The 19,487-nt window shown below is 50.5% G+C and carries 17 protein-coding genes and 3 tRNA genes; 5 read left to right on the forward strand and 15 right to left on the reverse strand.

The annotated features are described in order from the left end of the window. Positions 1–132 precede the first annotated feature (132 nt). Positions 133–1,176 (reverse strand): hypothetical protein, encoded by a 1,044-nt coding sequence (locus LX98_RS00270; RefSeq protein WP_496427008.1) that lies wholly within the window; start codon positions 1,174–1,176, stop codon positions 133–135. A 332-nt stretch (positions 1,177–1,508) separates the two neighbouring features. Here LX98_RS00270 and LX98_RS00275 point away from each other — a divergent pair, with 332 nt between their 5' ends. Further along, entirely contained in the window at positions 1,509–2,171 is a 663-nt protein-coding gene (locus LX98_RS00275) for a CPBP family glutamic-type intramembrane protease (RefSeq protein ID WP_496427009.1), read from the forward strand. Between the two features lie 481 nt (positions 2,172–2,652). Here LX98_RS00275 and LX98_RS00280 read toward each other — a convergent pair whose 3' ends face one another. Next, on the reverse strand, positions 2,653–3,321 hold the full coding sequence (locus LX98_RS00280; protein ID WP_496427010.1) for a hypothetical protein: 669 nt from the start codon (positions 3,319–3,321) through the stop codon (positions 2,653–2,655). A gap of 461 nt (positions 3,322–3,782) precedes the next feature. After that, positions 3,783–4,406 carry a thermonuclease family protein gene (locus LX98_RS00285; protein ID WP_496427011.1) on the reverse strand — a complete coding sequence of 208 codons (624 nt, stop codon included), beginning with the start codon at positions 4,404–4,406 and terminating at the stop codon, positions 3,783–3,785. A gap of 207 nt (positions 4,407–4,613) precedes the next feature. Between LX98_RS00285 and LX98_RS00290 the strand changes: the two genes are divergently transcribed. Then, entirely contained in the window at positions 4,614–4,889 is a 276-nt protein-coding gene (locus LX98_RS00290) for a hypothetical protein (protein WP_496427012.1), read from the forward strand. 181 nt (positions 4,890–5,070) lie between these two features. Here LX98_RS00290 and LX98_RS00295 read toward each other — a convergent pair. From LX98_RS00295 to LX98_RS00320, 6 genes are all read right to left on the reverse strand, one after another. Further along, positions 5,071–5,146: transfer RNA gene (locus LX98_RS00295), tRNA-Lys, on the reverse strand. 51 nt (positions 5,147–5,197) lie between these two features. Then, the gene (locus LX98_RS00300; RefSeq protein WP_496427013.1) at positions 5,198–5,884 is read right to left on the reverse strand and encodes a hypothetical protein; all 687 of its coding nucleotides are present in this window, start codon (positions 5,882–5,884) and stop codon (positions 5,198–5,200) included. Positions 5,885–6,610: 726 nt separating this feature from the next. Further along, positions 6,611–6,686, reverse strand: a tRNA-Lys gene (locus LX98_RS00305). Positions 6,687–6,910: 224 nt separating this feature from the next. Then, positions 6,911–6,986: transfer RNA gene (locus LX98_RS00310), tRNA-Arg, on the reverse strand. A 149-nt stretch (positions 6,987–7,135) separates the two neighbouring features. Then, positions 7,136–8,242: a hypothetical protein gene (locus tag LX98_RS00315; protein WP_496427014.1), complete on the reverse strand. Its 1,107-nt coding sequence runs from the start codon at positions 8,240–8,242 to the stop codon at positions 7,136–7,138. An 11-nt stretch (positions 8,243–8,253) separates the two neighbouring features. Next, complete coding sequence (locus LX98_RS00320) at positions 8,254–10,266, reverse strand: UvrD-helicase domain-containing protein (RefSeq protein ID WP_496427015.1); 2,013 nt, start codon at positions 10,264–10,266, stop codon at positions 8,254–8,256. Positions 10,267–10,430: 164 nt separating this feature from the next. Between LX98_RS00320 and LX98_RS00325 the strand changes: the two genes are divergently transcribed. The 3 genes from LX98_RS00325 to LX98_RS00335 all read left to right on the forward strand — a co-directional run bounded on the left by LX98_RS00325 (position 10,431) and on the right by LX98_RS00335 (position 14,281). Beyond that, positions 10,431–11,327, forward strand: a complete 897-nt coding sequence (locus tag LX98_RS00325) for a hypothetical protein (protein ID WP_496427016.1) — start codon at positions 10,431–10,433, stop codon at positions 11,325–11,327. Between the two features lie 111 nt (positions 11,328–11,438). Continuing rightward, positions 11,439–13,592 carry an alpha-glucan family phosphorylase gene (gene glgP, locus LX98_RS00330; protein WP_496427017.1) on the forward strand — a complete coding sequence of 718 codons (2,154 nt, stop codon included), beginning with the start codon at positions 11,439–11,441 and terminating at the stop codon, positions 13,590–13,592. A 263-nt stretch (positions 13,593–13,855) separates the two neighbouring features. Further along, the gene (locus LX98_RS00335) at positions 13,856–14,281 is read left to right on the forward strand and encodes a hypothetical protein (RefSeq protein WP_496427018.1); all 426 of its coding nucleotides are present in this window, start codon (positions 13,856–13,858) and stop codon (positions 14,279–14,281) included. A gap of 160 nt (positions 14,282–14,441) precedes the next feature. Here the strand turns inward: LX98_RS00335 and LX98_RS00340 are convergent, their stop codons facing one another. From LX98_RS00340 to mtnP, 6 genes are all read right to left on the reverse strand, one after another. Further along, positions 14,442–15,311 carry a HEAT repeat domain-containing protein gene (locus LX98_RS00340; RefSeq protein ID WP_496427019.1) on the reverse strand — a complete coding sequence of 290 codons (870 nt, stop codon included), beginning with the start codon at positions 15,309–15,311 and terminating at the stop codon, positions 14,442–14,444. A gap of 43 nt (positions 15,312–15,354) precedes the next feature. Next, a complete protein-coding gene (locus tag LX98_RS00345) occupies positions 15,355–15,558 on the reverse strand; it encodes a hypothetical protein (protein ID WP_496427020.1) in 204 nt (67 codons plus the stop codon). 196 nt (positions 15,559–15,754) lie between these two features. Beyond that, positions 15,755–16,213, reverse strand: a complete 459-nt coding sequence (locus LX98_RS00350) for a c-type cytochrome (protein WP_496427021.1) — start codon at positions 16,211–16,213, stop codon at positions 15,755–15,757. 365 nt (positions 16,214–16,578) lie between these two features. Beyond that, on the reverse strand, positions 16,579–17,496 hold the full coding sequence (locus LX98_RS00355; protein ID WP_496427022.1) for a RodZ domain-containing protein: 918 nt from the start codon (positions 17,494–17,496) through the stop codon (positions 16,579–16,581). Between the two features lie 64 nt (positions 17,497–17,560). Beyond that, positions 17,561–18,475, reverse strand: coding sequence for a PfkB family carbohydrate kinase (locus LX98_RS00360; RefSeq protein WP_496427023.1), 915 nt, complete (start codon positions 18,473–18,475; stop codon positions 17,561–17,563). Positions 18,476–18,480: 5 nt separating this feature from the next. After that, positions 18,481–19,419 (reverse strand): S-methyl-5'-thioadenosine phosphorylase, encoded by a 939-nt coding sequence (gene mtnP, locus LX98_RS00365; protein WP_496427024.1) that lies wholly within the window; start codon positions 19,417–19,419, stop codon positions 18,481–18,483. Positions 19,420–19,487 lie beyond the last annotated feature (68 nt).

Raw genomic sequence — 19,487 nt, forward strand, 5'->3', positions numbered from 1 at the left:
GGTAACCACTCCCAACCCAAAGCAGGACCAAGCATGGGTGTAAAATCGTGGATGTGAGTTTTTACAGGACCAAAACGCAAGACAAGGGAGATATTTCCCCGACTTCAGATATTTTAACCGTAGCCAGATTGATTAAGGCCTTGGATTGGCAATCTTGTGGTCTGAAATAAATTCGGCCATTAGGGCATTTCCATCGGTCTGAAATTGCTCAAAATCTACCGCTTTAACCACCGACACCTTTCTTCGGATCCACGTATCCGTCGTAAATAACAGCCCGTTTCTTTTGATCTGCACTGGTTCCGACAATCGCATGGAGGCTTCATAGATGCGGAGATGAGGACATGCTGTTTGCGCGGGCCACATTTCAAAACTCAAAAGCAGTCGTTTGTTTATGGTCCCTGAATGGCTCTGGCTCAAGGACAATCCGGCGTCCGGATTCTGACTTTGGGCAAAACTCTTAAATTGCCTTTTGTATTGTTCTGTCCAAGCAGCATATTTAACACGATCCATGTTAAACGCTTCTAACGGACCTCGGCCGCCCACAGTAAACTCTAGGTGTTCAAGTTGCAGCCCTTCTAAACTGGCCTGATCGGTTGGGACATGTGGGCATGGAGAGGATGGTTGATTTTCTCCCGCTAATGGTCCGGTGGGAGAATTCGTGTAATATTCCGGGTAGGCGGCACGACTGAGCCGATTATACCCAATAAACTTTTCGATGAATTCTTTCCCAAACGCCTCTATCACTTTGAGGGCATCCCTCTTTTCTATTGTATGGGCTGGTGCCTCCGAGGACCAGGTTAGAGCTTGAACTTGAATGGGACGGGGCTTCCTCTCCACCAAAACCGCCGAAGTCAACGTTATCATGGGTTCATAAAGCAACGCGTCAGGACATAATGCTCCGATTGGTTCCGCCATCAGGTGAAGCTGCAACGTTGACCGGTGGTGAGCCAGCGGTTTCGCTGCAAGCGGGGAGAATGCATACTGAGTAAAAAGGTCACGCGCTTGGACCACTAAACGATCTTTCAGTTCAGGAGGGGAGACCACCTCCAAGTACACGGTGTCCAGGTCCAGCCCCACCGTCGTTGGGATATCATTTGCCTTCCCTTGTGGAGGGTAGACAAGTCCGCCCAACCCCCAACACAACAGCGCGATGAGAAATACACGATAAAGGTCCATGTCGTCAGCCTTCCGCCCAGAATCTATGTGAAACACGGGCGAGGTTTATAGTGTCCACAATAGGCGTGGGCCTCTCGTAATCCTTTTAACAGGTCCTACCGACAATGCAAGCTATGTTGTACTGTTTGGAAGTAGAGGAAGTGATTCGGAGGCGGGGACTGGGTCATAACTTGACCAGGAAATCCTCAACCTTGTCCCACAGTTCATTTTCCTCATTCCACAGATTCAAAGTCTCACCTTTCATGGCCAAGTTATCTCTGCTTTTATTTCACTTTCCAATCAACCGAAAAGAAATCAGAAGAATCGAGGGCTGTGGGTAATCGAGAAGACTAATGGAAGAACGGATACAAAGTCATTCAGTCAATGCGTGGGATCCATGGTTCATTCTAGTTGCCTTTCTTTCCTTATTTGTCCTTCTCTTTGTTACCTCAGTTTTTATGTCGGTCGTGCTGGAAAAATCCAACCTCCTGCTTTCCCTTGAATGGTTTGAACGACGAGAGATATTGCTTGCCAACCTTCTATTAGCTCTCTACTGCCTTAAACAATATGGGCCTATCAAATTGTCGGAATTTATACCACGTGGGAGGGATTATGTCGTTTTAGCCATAGGGCTACTGATTATATTTTGGGCTTTTGGATTAATTGTAGGTCGTCAGGGAGTCAAGGCAGACCCCGACTGGCGGAATCTCGCGGGGTACCAGTATGTGATTACAATATCGGCGCTGACTCTATTTGGGCCTTTGCTAGAAGAAGTCTTTCTTCGGCGATACTTTTACGAAATGCTCGCGACTCTATATTCTCCGGCGGCAGCTTTGGCCGTTACAGTTTGTATCGGAGCCCTTTTACACTGGCATCCGGATATCAACTGGTTCTATATCTTTTGGCATCTTTTCTTAGAAGGTGTATTGACCTTGGCCTATATGAACAGCCGGTTAAGCGTGTCTATTCTCTTGCATATTTTTAACAACACAATGGTCGTGTTGCTGTCGCGTTAATCTACAACTAAAATTTCTCTCCATTGTACTCATCAAGCAGACGTCTCCTAAGCCTTCCATGGTAGCTAAAGGTGGTTTTGGGTAGGACAGAATTTGCCATACCACCTCCAACCTCAGCCTACTTTTTATAGCATGAGATAGATGACCTGATATGTTTACTCCTATTTCTTTTATGAAAAACAGGTCCAAAAATGGCTTTATGGGAAACGGGTTAGTGGCGGGAACAGGTAAGGCGGTGAACGAAATGGTGGACCGTGTAGGGGGCGAACCTAAAGGCCGGCTGGTCAAAAGTTCGAAGGGGAGCGTAAAAACCAGCCTGCCAATGCCTTTCAAGCCCAGATTTTTGTCATGGCTTTCTGGTCTATCCCCGACTTCGTGTAAACATCTGAATAGCGCAATAGGAGGCGAGGTGGCGTGAGATGGAGAACCGCAGAAAGTCTAGCCAGAAGCTTGGGCCAACTTTGCGAACCAACTCCCATTTCTAGGATCGTCTGGCATGTGTCACCAAACAGTCTCTGCGCCAGATGACGTAAGCCGTAAAGGCCAAGAGTGAGATGAAGAACACGGTGCGGATGCGTCCGAATCCAAAGCATACGAAGTTACTGGTGGCATTGAGAATGCCAAAGCCGGCATAGGCCAGGAAGACAAACAAGGCCCATCGACGGAGTGTGAGAAAGCCATACCCGATGGCGATATGCAGCACTGGTGATTGCACTTTGAACAAGAGACCTAAGATGCCGGTCGGTTTGGTGCAAAATACGGACAGGTGGTATTCAGGGTTTGCCAAAATAATGTACAGGTCCATGAGGGCTGTCCACAGAAATAACCCGCCAAGAAATCGGATGTCGTGACCACGTTTCCAGACAAGGCGTAACGTGGCCACCTGGCCTTGTGGAGTTGGAAGATACGCTTGATAGGCCTGAAGGCACCACCAGGGCAAAATCATCAACATGCCGAAGAACCAGCCCGCTCCCGGCCCCCCGACCTCTCCGAGCGCCCAGGTGGCGACGCCGAGCAGTCCTCCCACCATCAGCACCCAGGTCATCTGAACGGGAAATCCCCGGACCAGGAGCCCAAGTCCTGGAAGAATGGCCGAGAGGATCCCTCCAAGCGGAGACGTGTTTGAATGATCGGATGCAAGCAAATTCAATTCAGATTTCATGAGAAGGAAAAGGATAGAGATGTGAGAGACTGAGGGCAAGCCGGGCAGAGGGGATTGAGAGGGTGGCATCGAAAAAAAATCCGGCCTGCTGGAAGTGAGATTTTAACGCCTTATTCGCCGGAACTTCTACTCGGTTGGCAGGCTTGTGAAGGAAGGCAGGAGCGCTGATCTGTCCTAGTCTCTGATCAAGGTCGGTGAGGCCGATGATGTGACCGGAAGATGAGAATCAAAGTAGGTTAGGCTGTTAAGAAGTTTGCTATGATCAAAAAACTCATCCAGCCTAGGGAAACTAAACACACATATATTTCCATGCGGATGAATGAATAGAAGAGATAGGTGAAATTTGACTTCAGCGGACCATATCGCTTGCGACCACGGTGGCGCACCCGCGCGTTACCGAAAATCTGGAACGTTCCTTGTTTCCTCTTCACCGGAACCGATGTTGAGTTCTATGAGCACCAATCCCTTTTCCCTTCCCTAACGGGAGTGGCAAGTCCTTGGCTGACTAAGAGCTCGGAAAGATCCTGGTCATCAGCAATCAACCTTCCCACGATTTCTTCCCGGTCTATCGAGGAGGAAATGAGCTCAATGTGAACGGCGGAAGAAAGATATCCATGGATGAGTTCCTGAGCCTGTCGGCCCAACAGCGTTTCTTGTTCACAGGACGCCTTGATGTGCGGAGTTCGGATGCCTGCAAGTCGGATAACTAGGCGTTTTGCAGCGGGCTCGTTCGTCTGTTGGAAAGAAAATTCGCACTGGTTACTATCGGAGCAGCCCAGGTACACAAGTGCAGAAAAGGTAGATGTCTCCGGCTGTTGGGAGGTTTCCGGAAACGGGAGAATGCGATTGGGATCCACATAAGCGGGTAGTCCCGGGAGCGAGTCCTGCGAAGGGGTAAGAATCGACCATTTATAGCGACCCGGGTTAAACTCTCCGTCGATACCGAACACACCGACAATCCCTTGTTTATAAAAGTAGCGCCGCTCAAGGACTACACCCTCGGTCTGGGCTGTCAATTCTTCACCCAACAGCGAGAACAGACCAATTACGAGTAGGAGGACGCGAGGAATCATAGAAAGAAATCCTATCACTTATGATGTCCTGGAAAAAGTAGGAGGCGGCACCTGAGAGTAAGGCTGAGGGAATGCTCCTCACTCAGGGAGGTCACTCCGGGGGGTATGGGCTGTATGTGCAGAAGGATCGACTCATCTATCACTACAACCTCGTTGGTGTCGCACGGTATACCATTATGTCTAAAGGAGCCCATCCCGGTAGGAGACGTGACGATCAAAGCCGTGTATAAATCGGACACGGACACACCGTTTGCCGGAGCCACCGTGATCCTTTATGCGAACGGGAACCAAATTGGGGAAGGCCGAGTGGAGAAAAGCATTCCGAACCGCGTGACTCTTGACGAAACGCTCGACATTGGTTTTGACACGGGTACGCCGTTGACGGAAGGATATGAGATGCCCTTCAAATTCACGGGCCAATTGGCGGCAGTGACGATTGAATTGAACCAACTCATCAGTCTACATCGGCCCCAGGATGGTTGACTCTAGCTCTTATCACCACCAGCGTAAGTGGTCAAAATCTTGTCTGATCCCCTATGGTCAAACAAATCAAAGCCTGCCGTTAAAAACAGAGGAACGCGCTCGCCCGATTTCCAGAAACAGATCTCAGACAGGTTTTTGGGAAACGGGTTAGTGGCGGGAACAGGCAATGAGGTGATTGAAATGGTGGGCCGTATAGGGGTTGAACCTACGGCCCGCTGATTAAGAGTCAGCTGCTCTACCAACTGAGCTAACGGCCCCACCGACACGGCGAAGGTTGAAAAAATCCACCAGTTGCGATTTTCTTACTCTTATCGCACCTCCTCCAGATAGAAATCTGATTCCCCGTTCGTCGACTCAATCTTTCCCGCTGCTGCGAAGAGGAAGCTCCCAAGTTCTACTTCCTTCTTAAAGGTCCCCGCAAAGGACAGCTCGACTCGCCGTGCAGAACCGGCCTCCCCATGAGGTGAAATCGACCGAAGGTTTCCTTTGGCCTCAAATGTGATGTCTTGCGGGGGATTACCGGTCCCAACAGGTTCGTTAAGTGTCACGTATCCGGTGATCGGCAAAGTTCCTTCCCACCCGATTCCAACCTCGGGAATTTCTGCTCCACCCAAATTAGTCACTCGGCTAACTTGGCCCTCGACAATCGGAACTTCGACCGTTCCTGGCATGCCTGGCCTGGTTTCCTCCCTGTCGCTAAAGTCGATGACCAAATCGATCTGGCCCAGTTGGGTCAACCCCGCAGTCGTTGAATCTTGGAGCGAATACATGCCGGTCATCCTCACGCGACCGCGACCAATGTGAAATTCACCATACCCGGGGTTGAATTGATAGCTGGATATCCGCTGGTAGTTGTCCCGATAGGAAGGGAGATCCTCTGACGAATATAATCCCGTGTTCGTCGGTTCAAATTCAAGGCGTTCAATAAGCGAGCAAGACGCAAAGAATGCAGAGAGGACTATAAGCAGGATAAATTTGTGGTTCTGTCGTGTCAAAATTACCTCCTTTACCTCATAAATGAATGATTATTTTGGAAGAAAAAAAAGGATAAATGATTGGCCACACTCTTTCAACCTTACAAAAAAAATTGATTGGTTTCCCGCTATAGAAGGGTGTTTTAGAAGGACATTCAATAATGCTGACCTGATGTTTTCCAGGAATCGAGTTGATTTTGCTGAGCAGGCATGGCTCGTCTGCCAGCTATGTAATGGTGAAATGACCTAATTGGATGAAGGGGGGAGCAGAAATGTTTTTCTCCCCTGAAGAGGTGAAGGGACTTCGAAGCTATCGAGAGAAATCGTAAGTCGGCTTTTCGATGACAATTCATCCTAATTCTTGATCTTTGATAGGAAATTTCTTGAGGACCTCACACTATCGGATGTGAAGACTTTGGATCGCAGCGGAATCTCCCAAAGGGAAAATCTCTAGCTTATTGAGAGTGAGTTAGGATCATGCGGCCTTGAAACACTGCCTGGGTCTTGGAGTCCAACGAAACTTCGTGTCGACCAATGCGTCTAGGAATGTCACATGGCCTTCACCAGATAACCAACGTGATCAAGTGCGGATACCTGTGGAATGGGAACTCAAGAAACCAGATGAATGAAAGGTTGTGGCCAGAAGGATGTGGAGAAATTGGGGGGCGCTTTTTTAATTCCAGCGCTCTTCCAAGAGTAATTTGGTTTCGGATTGGATTGGCGTAGGTCTAGATGTTGCGATAAATATGGTGGGCCGTGTAGGGGTCGAACCTACGGCCCGCTGATTAAGAGTCAGCTGCTCTACCAACTGAGCTAACGGCCCCACCGAGGTGAAATATATTTTATGAAAATATTTACGGTTTTTTCCGGAACCACTGCTGGATATCGGAGAATTCTACCTCCCCTAGCCCCTCCTTACAAAGGAGGGGGACTGATGTCTAATTCTTCTCCATCGGGTCTTTCGTCCACCTATAAGGAGATTCCTACCTCCCCTAGCCCCTCCTTACAAACACAAACGGAGGGGAACCTGCGAAATATACATGTGCATGGTGCGCCTGACAGGATTTGAACCTGTGGCCCCTTGCTCCGGAGGCAAGTGCTCTATCCACTGAGCTACAGGCGCAAGATTGTGTTCATGTGCGATTACATCCGGCCTCTAGTTCTTGTGGCCTCTCCGCCATGCGAGAGGAAAAACAGAGGGCAACCGCCCCGGAAAAGTTTTGAAGCTAGCATGGATGTTCAGGTGATGTCTACCTGCCGGAGGCCCTCAATTTATTCGCAAGAGGGAGCCGGTTCCATGGTGGTTTGGTACTGCTCAAACACCGCGGTGGAAGCTTGGACCAGTTCGGGTGGTTCCCCTAGGACGGTGGTTAACAACAGTTCGACATCCTGCGGGGTGAGGCCATTGGAAGGGGCAATGAAGCGTTTACGGGCGATCTGGCGTTCCTCCGGATCATCGGGTTCGTAGTAGCCCAATAATTCACCGGAGTTCACCGCATCCGTTAACCGTTGGGTCCATTGCTCGATGAGTGCGGGTGTCCAGCTTTTTGTGGTCAGGTGGTCCTGGAAGAGTTCCAATTTGGTCCATAGCACCCAGCCGACAAAGACCGCCCAGGTTTCATTCATGACTTCCCACGTGTCCTGATCCGAGAGAAATCGGAGTTCGGTGGCGCCTTTGAGCTGGCGAATAGGATTGATCCGGACAAAGCGGTAATGACAGGCCATCTGGTTGTTGGCGGCCTCCAATACCTGCTGGTCTTCCGCGGTCAGCGCTTGTCCATGGTCGGTGGCGTAGAGGTAGTCCAGATAGGCATGCAGGAGTTCATGGTAGAGCAGGGCGACATCATGGTGGGTCATCCGGGCCAGATCGGCCAACGCGCCGCCGGCTTCATTGAAGGACAGCCGCAGGTTGAGAATCATGGTGTGATCGTGTGGGTGGTATTCTGCGGCGTACGTGCGGAGGTCTTCAAAGTGTACGGTGACAAATGTGGGGTCGATGTGTTTGAGGAACCCCGTTGGCAGCCCCAGGGTGTCGGCTTGCTGCAGGAGGGCAGGCCAGGGATGACGGGGGTTGGGACGACTTGAGGTGGTGTCCTCAACCGACCAGGCTTGGCTTGGCATGTTCACACTTATCAGACTGACCAGAATGGCCAGGCCCAACATCCGACCGAAATATGTCACTAGCAGAGTGTTGAAAAAGTTCGCCAACTGCGTTCTCGGCCTTTTGTCGTGCTCACGTACTCCCCCGTACGCTGCGCTCGCCAAAATGCCTGCGGCCTTGCTGGACGAGCCTTTTTGAACACTCTGCCGCCGCTGATGAGATAATGTGAAGTACTGAATAAAGTTGAGCATTTTAATGTTCTTTAGGCTTTTCGGCATACTACTAAAAATTACCTCCAGGAATAGGATTGATCTTCTTCAACTAAACTCCAGGTGTCGAAATAGGATGGCGGGATGTGATCCAGGTACCGTGAGGGTTTCGTGAGGACCGACCCCGTCATTTTATCGTACACATTGATGGGGTAGGTGAGGAAGAGGTGCTGTTTGGCTCTGGTGACCGCGACGTAGAGCAGTCGGCGCTCTTCTTCCAGTTCTTCGGGGCCCATGAAGGAGTAGGCTGAAGGAAACCGTCCGTCCACCAGCCAGATGACAAAGACGCATTGCCATTCTAATCCCTTGGCCGAGTGAATGGTGGAAAGAATCAGCCGCTCGTCGTCCCGATCGGGGGCTTCGACGTCCACCACACTTTCATTGGGGGGCTCAAGCGTGAGATCGGCCAGGAAGTCGTTGAGACTTTCGTAACGTTCCGCCATGACGGATAAATGTTCCAGGTCTCGAATCCGTTTGGGGTAATCGTCATACTGATCTTTGAGGAGAGGGACATAGTATTCCATCATTTCCCCGAGCAGGACGGCAGGGGCGAGGGGATTTTCGGTTAATTGGTCCAGTGTGGCGGCCAGGTGCCGCAATCCCGAGGCGGAGCGGCCGGTGCTGTGTTTCAAGATCTCATATTGGCCATGGGCCTGGAGGATTGACGCGATCAGATCTTTGGCTTTTTTGGGGCCCACCCCTTCGAGGAGCAAGAGGAGCCGGTTCCAGCTGACGGTGTCCAGAGGATTGTGAATGATCCGCAAGTGGGCCATGAGGTCTTTAACATGAGCGGTTTCAATGAATTTGAACCCGCCTCGTTTGATGAAGGGGAGGTTTCGCCGGGTGAGTTCCAATTCGAGGTCAAAGGCATGAAAGCTGGATCGGAACAGCACGGCGATCTCATGTAAGGGGATACCTTCTTCCCTTAATTCCAGAATTTTTTGAGCGATGAATCGCGATTGGGCGTTTTCTCCCATGGCCTCCACGACGGTGGGTAATGGTCCCTTTTCTTTTCGTGTGAAGAGCGTTTTGCTGTATTTTTCGGGCGCCGCTTCGATGAGCTTGTTCGCCAGTTGGAGAATCGGTTGCGTGCTCCGGTAGTTTTCCTCCAATTTGTATATAGTGGCTCCTGGGAAGAGGTCGGGAAATTCCATGATGTTGCGGAAGGTGGCACCACGAAAGGCATAGATGGATTGCGAATCGTCGCCCACCACCATGACATTGTCATGGGTGGCCGCCAGATTGCGGACCAGTGAGGCTTGTAGGCGATTGGTGTCTTGATATTCATCCACCAGAATATAGCGAAAAATTTGACTAATGGTTTCCCGGGCCTGTTGGTCGATGACCAGGAGTTCAAGGAGTTTGACTAAGAGGTCGTCGTAATCGACCAGTTGCCGTTGGCGCTTGGCTGCGTCATAGGCGGCCTGAAGTTTCTGGAGTTCTCCTAGGTACTCCCCGAAGTGGTTGTATTCGTTGATGACAATGTCTTCCAGGCTTTCCAGCGTGTTGGCTGTTTTGCCGAATATTTCGGCCAGGGTATGTTTGCGGGGGAACCGCTTACCGGTATCGTTCAGCCCCAATTGACCACGGAGGAGGCTTAAAAGATCTTCGGAATCTCCCCGGTCGAGTATCGTAAACCCTGGCTCCAGGCCGACGGGGCGGCCATATCGCCGCAGGAGGATATTGGCCATTGAGTGAAAGGTTCCACCGCCGACCTGCTGGGCGCGGAGTCCGATGAGGAGTCCGACCCGGCTGAGCATTTCCTGTGAGGCTTTTCGGGTAAAGGTCAGGAGTAAAATGGAGCTGGGGACAATGCCCAGGTCGATGAGCCTGGCGACCCGGTACACGAGCGTGCGTGTTTTCCCGCTGCCGGCTCCGGCGATGACCAGGGCCGGGCCTTGCACGGCTTCCACGGCGGCGAGTTGTTGGGGATTCAATTCTTCCGCGTAATTACGCGATAATTTTGGCGGAGTGGACTCCTCCAGGGGACGTTTCAGGACATAGACTTTGGATGGTGGCGACGTGGAATCCATGAATCCATGGGCAGGAATTGACGGGAGATATGCACCCGAGTTTCGTCTTTCGAAGACCTTTGGCCGTGTATAGCATACGTGGTGGTGGGTTGCAACGCGGGCGATATTAGGCTTGGACAGGTCGTGGGCCCTCGGTTATACTTTACACAATTACGGAGTTGAAAATGGCCAAACAATCCGCTGAAAATTACGAGAGTGTGCTGAAGGATCTTGCTCATACCATGATGAGTGTAGCTCGGGAATCGGTCGGCCTGATCAAACGGTCTGATCAAAAGCTAGCCATGAAGCTGCAGCGGAAGCAGGAATGGGAAATTTATTTGGAATTTCTGCGTATGCTGTTTAACCTGGTGGATCGCCTGTCTGGATTTTATATCCCGATTCAAGGCCAAAAAGACTTTATGAATAGTTTGGAAGATTCCGTGGCCCACCAATTAAAAACGGTCCTGGCGCCGTCGTTGAGTTCAAGTGAAGTAGATGACATGGAAGTGACGCTGTCCGTTGGCCAGGTGGTGGCGGATAGTCGGAAGACCTATGAAAAATTTAAGTTTGTGGTCACAGACCAAACCAAAGAGCGGGATCAATATTTCCAGTTTTTTTCGGAACGCATTGCCTCTAAAGCCGGAGCTCCGGGCAAGCAGGAAATAACCGCTGCGGCATTTTTGTGTGGAAGCGCGGTCGTCCCGGCTCTCAAAAGCCTATTTGAAGATGCGACTAAACCCAAAGTTCAACCGGGAGCGGCTGCGTCTCACTCCGTGGCGGAAGGGACCGGTTCGTCCGGGGCTGCTGAAACAGGCAGCTCTTCAACCCAATCGGGTGGCCCGGAGACAGCGGGGAAAAACCTGATCAAATTGATTAGCGTGGTGTCTCGCGCACAGGGGGAGGAAGTCGAATCCTGGTGGGGGCTTCATCCACAGTTTCGCCGCGACCTTCCCCCTGATGAAGCCAAGGAATTGGCCAAGCACATGAACCGGGCGACCCGGATTGTGGGCGAGCGCTTTGCGGTTGTGGCTTCGTTGGCGCAATCGGGGACGAATCCAAATCAGCCTGTTGGGAACGCCTAACCCTCTCTAACTGACTCTTCTGCGTGTTCTCTTTGACCACCTCAACATGTGTCCATGTTTGGTGAAGATCCTTCGCCATTGGATGATGCCATTTTTTTGTGAGTATACCCTATGAATCAAACTCGTACATTGACGGATGAATTTCGTAACCTTTCTGAGTTAGCTCAAAATGTGTGGTGGAGTTGGTCTCCTGAAGGCCGGGCTGTCTTTTCTTATATTGATCCCACACTCTGGCGACTAACGTATCACGATCCCATTAAGCAGTTGCAGAAGATTTCCTCTGATCGATTGGAGGCTCTTAGACAAGATGTGGTGTTTCTTTCCCTGTATCGCGAGGCGATGAAGGCGTTTCTTGTTTATATGGAGGCCAAGGACCACTGGTTTGGGCGAACGTATCCCCAGTGGCAGGATCGCACAATTGCCTATTTTTCTGCAGAATTTGGCTTGCATCGTTCCGTTCCCCTGTATAGCGGGGGATTGGGGATTCTGGCTGGTGACCATCTCAAAGAAGCCAGCGATCTGGGAGTGCCCCTGGTGGCTGTCGGATTTATGTATAGCCAGGCGTATTTTCGTCAGGTCGTGGATACCAACGGGTGGCAGGAAGCCGTGTATGATTCCGTCGATCCGATGATGATGCCGATTGAGTTGGCACGGACACCGGCCGGGGATTTGGCGAAGGTTCAAGTCCAATTGGGTTCCCGAATGGTCGCATGTGTAATCTGGAAGATCCAAGTGGGCCGGGTTTCGCTGTATCTCTTGGATACCGATACACCGGAAAATTCACCAGAAGATCGTCATCTAAGTGCCCGGCTCTATGGAGGAGATCATCGCACACGGCTTTGTCAGGAGTTGCTGTTGGGCATCGGCGGTGTACGGGCCCTTCGTGCCGTGGGGCGGGATCCCGATGTGTGGCATGCCAATGAAGGGCATCCGGCCTTTTTTCTGGTCGAACGGATGCGGGAACAACTTCAACAAGGGCTGTCCCTGTCGGAGGCGGCCGCTCAAATTCGCCAGAGCACCGTATTTACCACCCATACGCCCGTCCCGGCCGGGCATGATGTCTTTTCGGGAGACCTTATTCGTGAGCATTGTCAATGGTGGTGGGAGGAGGTCGGGCTCACGCAGGAAGATTTTATGGCGTTGGGGCGTCATCCGGAATTATCAGCGGATCAATTCCATATGACGACATTGCCTATCCGCCTGGCCTCGTTTATTAATGGCGTGAGCAAGGAACACGAACAGGTTTCAAAAAAAATGTTTCACATTCTATGGCCGGAGCGATCGCTGCAGGAAGTGCCTATTCATAGCGTCACGAATGGGGTCCATGTCCCCACGTGGATTGCCCAGGAAATGGATGTGTTGTATCAAAAATATCTTGGCTCTGACTGGCGTGAACGGTGTGACGATCCGAGCATGTGGCAGCGCATGCAAGAGGTACCGGATGGGGAAATTTGGGAGGTCCGGCAATTTTTGAAACGAAAGCTGTTGACGTTTATCCGTCAGCGCGCCCGGATGGGATGGATGGATGGGACAATGGAGCCTATCCAGGTGTTGGCGAGCGGGGCATTTCTTGAACCGCATTCGATGACACTGGGCTTTGCCAGGCGATTTGCCTCCTATAAGCGGGCCACGTTGTTGTTTTCAGACCTGGACCGGCTGAAACAGATTCTGTTGAATCCATGGCGGCCTGTTCAAATTATCTTTGCCGGAAAATCTCATCCCGCCGATCAGGCAGGGCGCGAACTCATTCATCGTATTTATCAATTTGCCAAAGCGCATCATCTGGGGGGCCATATTGCCTTTGTCGAAGATTACGATATGCATGTGGCCAAATTTTTGGTGCAAGGGGTCGATGTGTGGCTCAATAATCCTCGCCCCCCATTAGAGGCGAGCGGGACAAGCGGCCAGAAAGCCGCCCTAAATGGCGTGCCCAATTTGAGCGTGTTAGATGGGTGGTGGAAAGAAGGCTATGATGGAAGCAATGGCTGGGCAGTGCCTCTCCCTGAAGAGCCACTTGGTGATTGGGCCCAGGATGACCTGGATATGGTCGGCCTCTACACCAAACTTGAAAACGAGGTGATTCCGTTGTATTACGACCGTGGTGTTGATGGCGTTCCACATGGGTGGTGCACTGTCGTCAAAAATTCCATTCGGACCTCGGCTCCACGGTTTAGTGCCCGTCGCATGCTCAAAGAATACGTGCAGCGTGCCTATACGCCGTTGTTTTCGGAGGCAGGGAAGGCACGAGACGAAAAGTTGGCCTGAATCTCTTAGCGGGTTCTATAAACTTTCGGCTCATGTGCGGTAGCCTGACTCTTTCCCCAGAAGGTCATGGAGTATCCTGTGTCAGAGTTGTACCTTCTGCAATGCAGTGATACCATCGGCTTACGTATGGTGCATCATTCCCTGTCTCATCGGTTGCTCCTCGATCGATATGAATTTCCCTTCCAGTCTTATTCATGGAGTGAACTAGGGTCGATGTCTATTCAGCGAAGAGCGGGAGGCATTTTGAGCCGGCGAGGTCCACTATGAAGGTGTTACGAATATTGATCCTGCTGGGTATTGTATTTGGATTGGGTTATTACACGGGGCAAAAACCGGACGAGGTGAAGCAACGATTGCGAGACTTGTCGGGACAAGTCCTGGAGAACACGATTGGATATGATCAGAAGATTAATTTGCAGAGACAAATGCTGGCAGCAAAAGATGGCTTTTTGGAAGGGCGAGCGTATCTGTTAGATCAACATTTCAAGGAAGCGTCAGAGGAGTTTGAACGTGCACTTCACCATTTAGATCAAGCGGTTGAGATAGACCCTCAAGGACCCATGGCTCAAAAAATCAAAATCGTTAAACAGAAAATTCGAGAGGCCCAGCAAAATTTGGCTCAAGGCCATAGCCTTCCTCCTCACACGTTGGACGATCTTCGTCAAGAATTGCAATCCGTTATGCCTTGATTAAGTCGTTCGAATAGCCCGCCGCCGGTTGCGTTCTTTGTAGTTTTCACTCCCATCTTATTATTCCGGATTCGTCCATTTCTGACCATAAAAAAGAGCCCTCAATTGTCCTGACAATTGAGGGCTCAGGTTTGTTCGCAATCCTAACGGCTGAACAGGATTAAGCCGTGACAGCCTGCTTTTTCCATGCTGCCAACATGCGTTCGATGCGTAAGCGCACAACCAGATCAGGGTCTTTCGCCAACGGCTTGATCGCCTCACGGCCACGAGGATCTCCGATTTTTTCAAGCGCGGCAGCTGACGAGAGTCGGATGAACCAGTCAGGGTCTTGCAAGCGTTCGATCAATAAATCCACGCAACTGGCATCCTTAATCTCTCCGAGAGCCAGGATGGCCTGTTTTCTAATCACTTCATCTTGATTCTTTAGGCATTCGAGTAACCGTCCAACAGCGGGTTGTCCAAGTTCTGCAAGCGCCCAGGTCGCATCGTCCTTAAATTCATCATTGTGAAGCATCGAAATTAACGGATCAAGGACTCGTTCATCGTTGATCTTCCCCAGCGCTTTGATCACTGATTTTCGAGCATCGTAGTCTCGTATATAGCGGAGGAGCAGGTCCACGGCCGGTGACCCAATCATGGCAATGGCTTCAACGGCGGCATCCCGAACCTGCCAATCCCCGTCTCGAAGGCACCGAACGAGAGGCTCGACACAGCGTTCATCGCCCATTTCGCCAAGGGTAATGACTGCTTCACGTCGGACAACCCATTCTGAGTCATTCAAGAGATCGATCTGAATATCGATTTCATCTTTAACCTGCTCTTCGACCAACTCTTCTTCTGGTTCTACGCCTTCTTCGGTTTCAGCAGAGGCGACGGTGTCGGTTGTTTCTTCATCTGCTTCTGCTGTGATGGCTTCTGAGACTTCATCTACTAGTTCGTCTTGAGGCAGGGTTGTCTTGCCTTCCAGCGATACAAACTCCTCCGTTTGATCTGAAAATGCATCATCAATATTATTTTGGTCGTCTCGCATCACTTAATTCCTCCACATTCTCTTCAGTGACGATTGCAGAAACTTAGGCCTCTGCCTCGACTTTCTTTGATTTTCGGTGTTCTTCGCGCCGTTTGGCGGTTCGGACCTTCCGTTGCACCCGTCGTAATCGTTTTCGTAATGACCGAATGGCTGAATCTCCCTCAGGATTGTCGCTACTGGCTAGGGATTTCGTGACCTTGGCTTTTAGAGAGGTTGCGTCCTCCTGAAGTGACCGTCGTTTCGCCATATGATTATGCTCTCCTTACACTAAAAATTTGATTGACGAATAGTGGTATAGGTTACCTTCCACCACAATGAGTCTAGTCAAGGGATTTGAATGGTGTCAACGGGGAACCGTCATTATTGGCAGGGGTAAGGTTCTTCTCAAAAAAAAACCCCCGCCGGGTCAAGCCCAGCGGGGGTTTTCATGAAGATAACTACTACTATTTGCAGAAACTTCTTTCGTATGCAATGACCTTCCAGGCCTCTTCTTCACTGATAGTAGCTGGGACTAGGGGAACCATACCTGTGCCCGGGCTACCATTCTTGATGACCCACATGAGTTCGCCATCTTTCCGTTTCTTGTGAAATTTGCAATTGGTGAAATCGCGGGGACCCGGATTTAAGACGGCTCCTGCCGGACCTTGGCCATTGCCTTCTTTGCCGTGGCAGTTAATGCAGGTCCCTTTTCCCTCATACAAAGCTTTGCCTTCCGCCACGATTTCAGGCGAAGCATCTTCGGCCTTGGAATATAAGTCTGTTTTATCTTTTTTAGCTTCACTCCGTTTATCAGCCGGAACACGGGCTGGAAGCGGATCTTTTTCTGGTCCGGCAATGGCCAAGCCAGTGGTCAAAAACATGGCGGCGGTTAAGGTTCCAAGCACTTTCATCGAAAACGTCATGTAAGCCTCCTAGGTTAAACAGAGTTGATGAGACCGTAAAAAGCATGGGTGCATTATCGCTTCCCCTTTTTTCCTCTTTGGAGTGGTGTCATTTGAGTGCACCTAACTTACTCATAATTATAACATATTCATAAGATAGGTTGCCTTTTAGCCACCCAAACTCCGACATCATATCAATCACTTTTTTAGGCTGTCAAGAAGTTGAATATGAGTTATTGTGGACATTGATTGACAAGGCACTCCACTCGAACATTTGAGAATGGTGCAATTGCCAGGAATAAGGTTTTTTATCCATTTATCAAGTAAATTTTGCAAGGCGAGAGGGAGAAAGATAATGTGGAGCGCTTGGCATTCGTTTTGTGAGGTCAGGGCTTCAAGCGAATGTCTCTGACCACCTGACCTGGCTTTCCAAATGGACCTTGTGGTTCTCCATTAAGGCGGATGACTACACCGGCAGCGTTCCCTAGCGTGAGCAAGTATTGTGTGTTTGCCTTCCAGGTGCTTTTTTGTCCCGGTTGTAATAGCGCCTCATGCGGATCCTGATCATCAGACTGCACCACCACCCAGGTCAGTTGAGTGGCTTCGATTTCCAGGACCAGGGTTCCATCGGTCCCTGTGGTCTTCTCAGGAACGGGGGAAACAGCCAAGGTCGGGGATATCGGTTGAGGCTCAGGGGGGGGCGGCGAAGGTGTGATACCGGATGGGGGAGGAGAAGTGAGCTGTAGTACCTCAGTGTCGACAGGGGCTTCTATTGAAACACTGGCGGGTAATTCTTCAATGGGGGGTGCGGGCTCATGTATGACATCCTTCTGGATTTCATTGATTGGTAAAGGGGTTTCGGATTCAGATGCGGGTGGAAGGGGTTCCTGCTGTTCGGGTAGCAGATAAAAGAGGATTCCACCGAGGGCAAGAAAAAGTATGACAACAAAATTCCAATTGAATCGTTTACGATGGGCTGCTTGTAAGGTGATTTGAATGTGTTGTTCCTCTTCTTGGGTACGATCATAGAAATTGCTAGAGGAGGTTAGGAAAAGCTGAATGGCATTTTCTTCATCCAGTCCCAACGCACGTGCATAGGACCGAACGAATCCTTTGACGAACACTTTGGCCGGTAGGCTTGCGAAATCCTCTTCCTCAAGCGCGTGAAGGTGGTGCTGTTGAATGCGAGTTCTGGAAGCGATCTGCTCCAAAGATAAACGTTGTCGTTCCCGGGTCTGTCGGAATAATCCCCCAAGAGTTTCCATGGCGTTATCCTGAATGGGAAAGGCCTTTCCGGTATTCATGTGATTGACTTGTCATGGGAAGGCACACGTCATGTAACAGGTGTGCCCTCCGAAATCCTGAGGCCTATGACAAATCCTCAAAATGAGTCAGATGTTTAAACGAGGTAAATCGTTGGTCAATTTCCTCGCGGGTTAAATGCCTGAGTCGGTCCAGGCTGAATTCCTCCACATTGAAGGACGCCATGACACTTCCAAAAATGATGGCCTGTCGAAGCCCAGCTTGGGAATAATTTTCCGTAGCGGAAAGGTACCCCATAAAGCCGCCGGCAAAAGTGTCGCCTGCCCCGGTTGGATCTTTTACCGCTTCCAGCGGGTAGGCTGGAGCCCCGAAAATTTCCTGCTGATGAAACATCAAGACGCCATATTCTCCGCGTTTAATAATCAGGGTTTTGGGGCCGCGCGATAAGATCCGTTTCGCCACTTGTACGAGATTTGCGTCATTGCCCAATGCACGGGCCTCTCCGTCATTAATGACGAGGATATCGATATGTTCAAGGACTTTCCATAATGCTTCCCTTTTCCCCTCAATCCAAAAATTCATGGTATCGCAGGCCACGATAGAGGGCCGCTTCACTTGATTCAGGACATCCAGTTGTAATTCCGGATCGATGTTGCCCAGAAACAGGGCGGATGGCGTGGTGTAGCTGTCGGGAATTTTTGGGCGAAACGTTTCGAGAACATTGAGATGGGTTTCCAGGGTTTGAGCTTCGTTGAGTTGATAGGAATATTCTCCTCGCCAGCGAAAAGTTTTTCCAGGTCGGTGCTCTAATCCGTCCAGATTGATGCCCCGACTGTGCAGGAAATCGAGATGTTCTTTTGGAAAGTCTTCACCAACGACCGCAATGAGGTTCACATCTGTAAAAAAACTGGCCGAAGTGGAAAAATACGTGGCGGATCCTCCCAGCACATTCGAGGCTTCGCCAAACGGCGTTCGTACAGAATCAAAAGCAACGGATCCAACGACTAATAAATTACCCATAATAATTAGGCCCTTTTTTTGGAGTGTAGGGTGGTCGATAATAAATGACGCCGTAACAGAAGCTGATACCGCTTTTGTAAGGCCGGACTGATTCGTTTGAGCGGGGTGATGACGGCGTGTTCCAATGCGGTCTGACAGGAGCAAGGCCCAAGGTCTTTTGCAAGTTCTAGCGCGTGCCGCAGAACGATTTTAGCGGTTTCGACATTTTGATGCATGATAGATAGGATGGCCCCAACGGAAACCGCATCTTCCGTCTCGTGCCAGCAATCATAATCCGTGACCAGCGCAAGTGTGGCATAGCAAATTTCGGCTTCACGAGCCAATTTGGCTTCAGGAATATTTGTCATCCCGATGACATCAACGCCCCATTGCCGGTAGAGAAACGATTCTGCTCGACTGGAGAATTGTGGGCCTTCTATGCAGAGGTATGTTCCCGGACGGTGTACCCTGACGGAGGCTCCCAGGCTAGCCTTTTCTAACACATTCGATAAAGTCCCACACAGGGGATCTGCAAAAGCCACATGTGCAACAATCCCCTGGTCGAAAAACGTATTGGCACGTTGAGTGGTTCGGTCAATGAATTGATCAGGCAGGACAAAATCCCCCGGTCGAATGGATTCCTTCATGCTTCCCACCGCACTGATGGAAAATATCCGCGTCACACCCAGGGCTTTGAGGGCATGAATATTTGCGCGATAATTTATGGCGGAAGGTAGCGTGCGGTGTCCTCGTCCGTGACGAGCCAAAAAGGCGACTCGCATGCCATGCAAGGTTCCCAAAATAATGGCGTCCGAGGGCTTTCCAAACGGGGTGGCCATCCTGACTTCTTTGAGGTTGGTAAACCCCTCCATTTCATAGAGTCCACTGCCTCCGATAATCCCGATTTGGGCCTTTTGGGTGCGTAACGAGGGCCGTTTAGTCTTCGCTTCCTCATTTTCCGTCATGTGAAAAGGTCTCTCTGATTAAAGGGGAAAGGCATGTGGTTTTGGTGGCATGCTGATTCAGCCCGAAC

The sequence above is a fragment of the Nitrospira marina genome, from assembly GCF_059568365.1.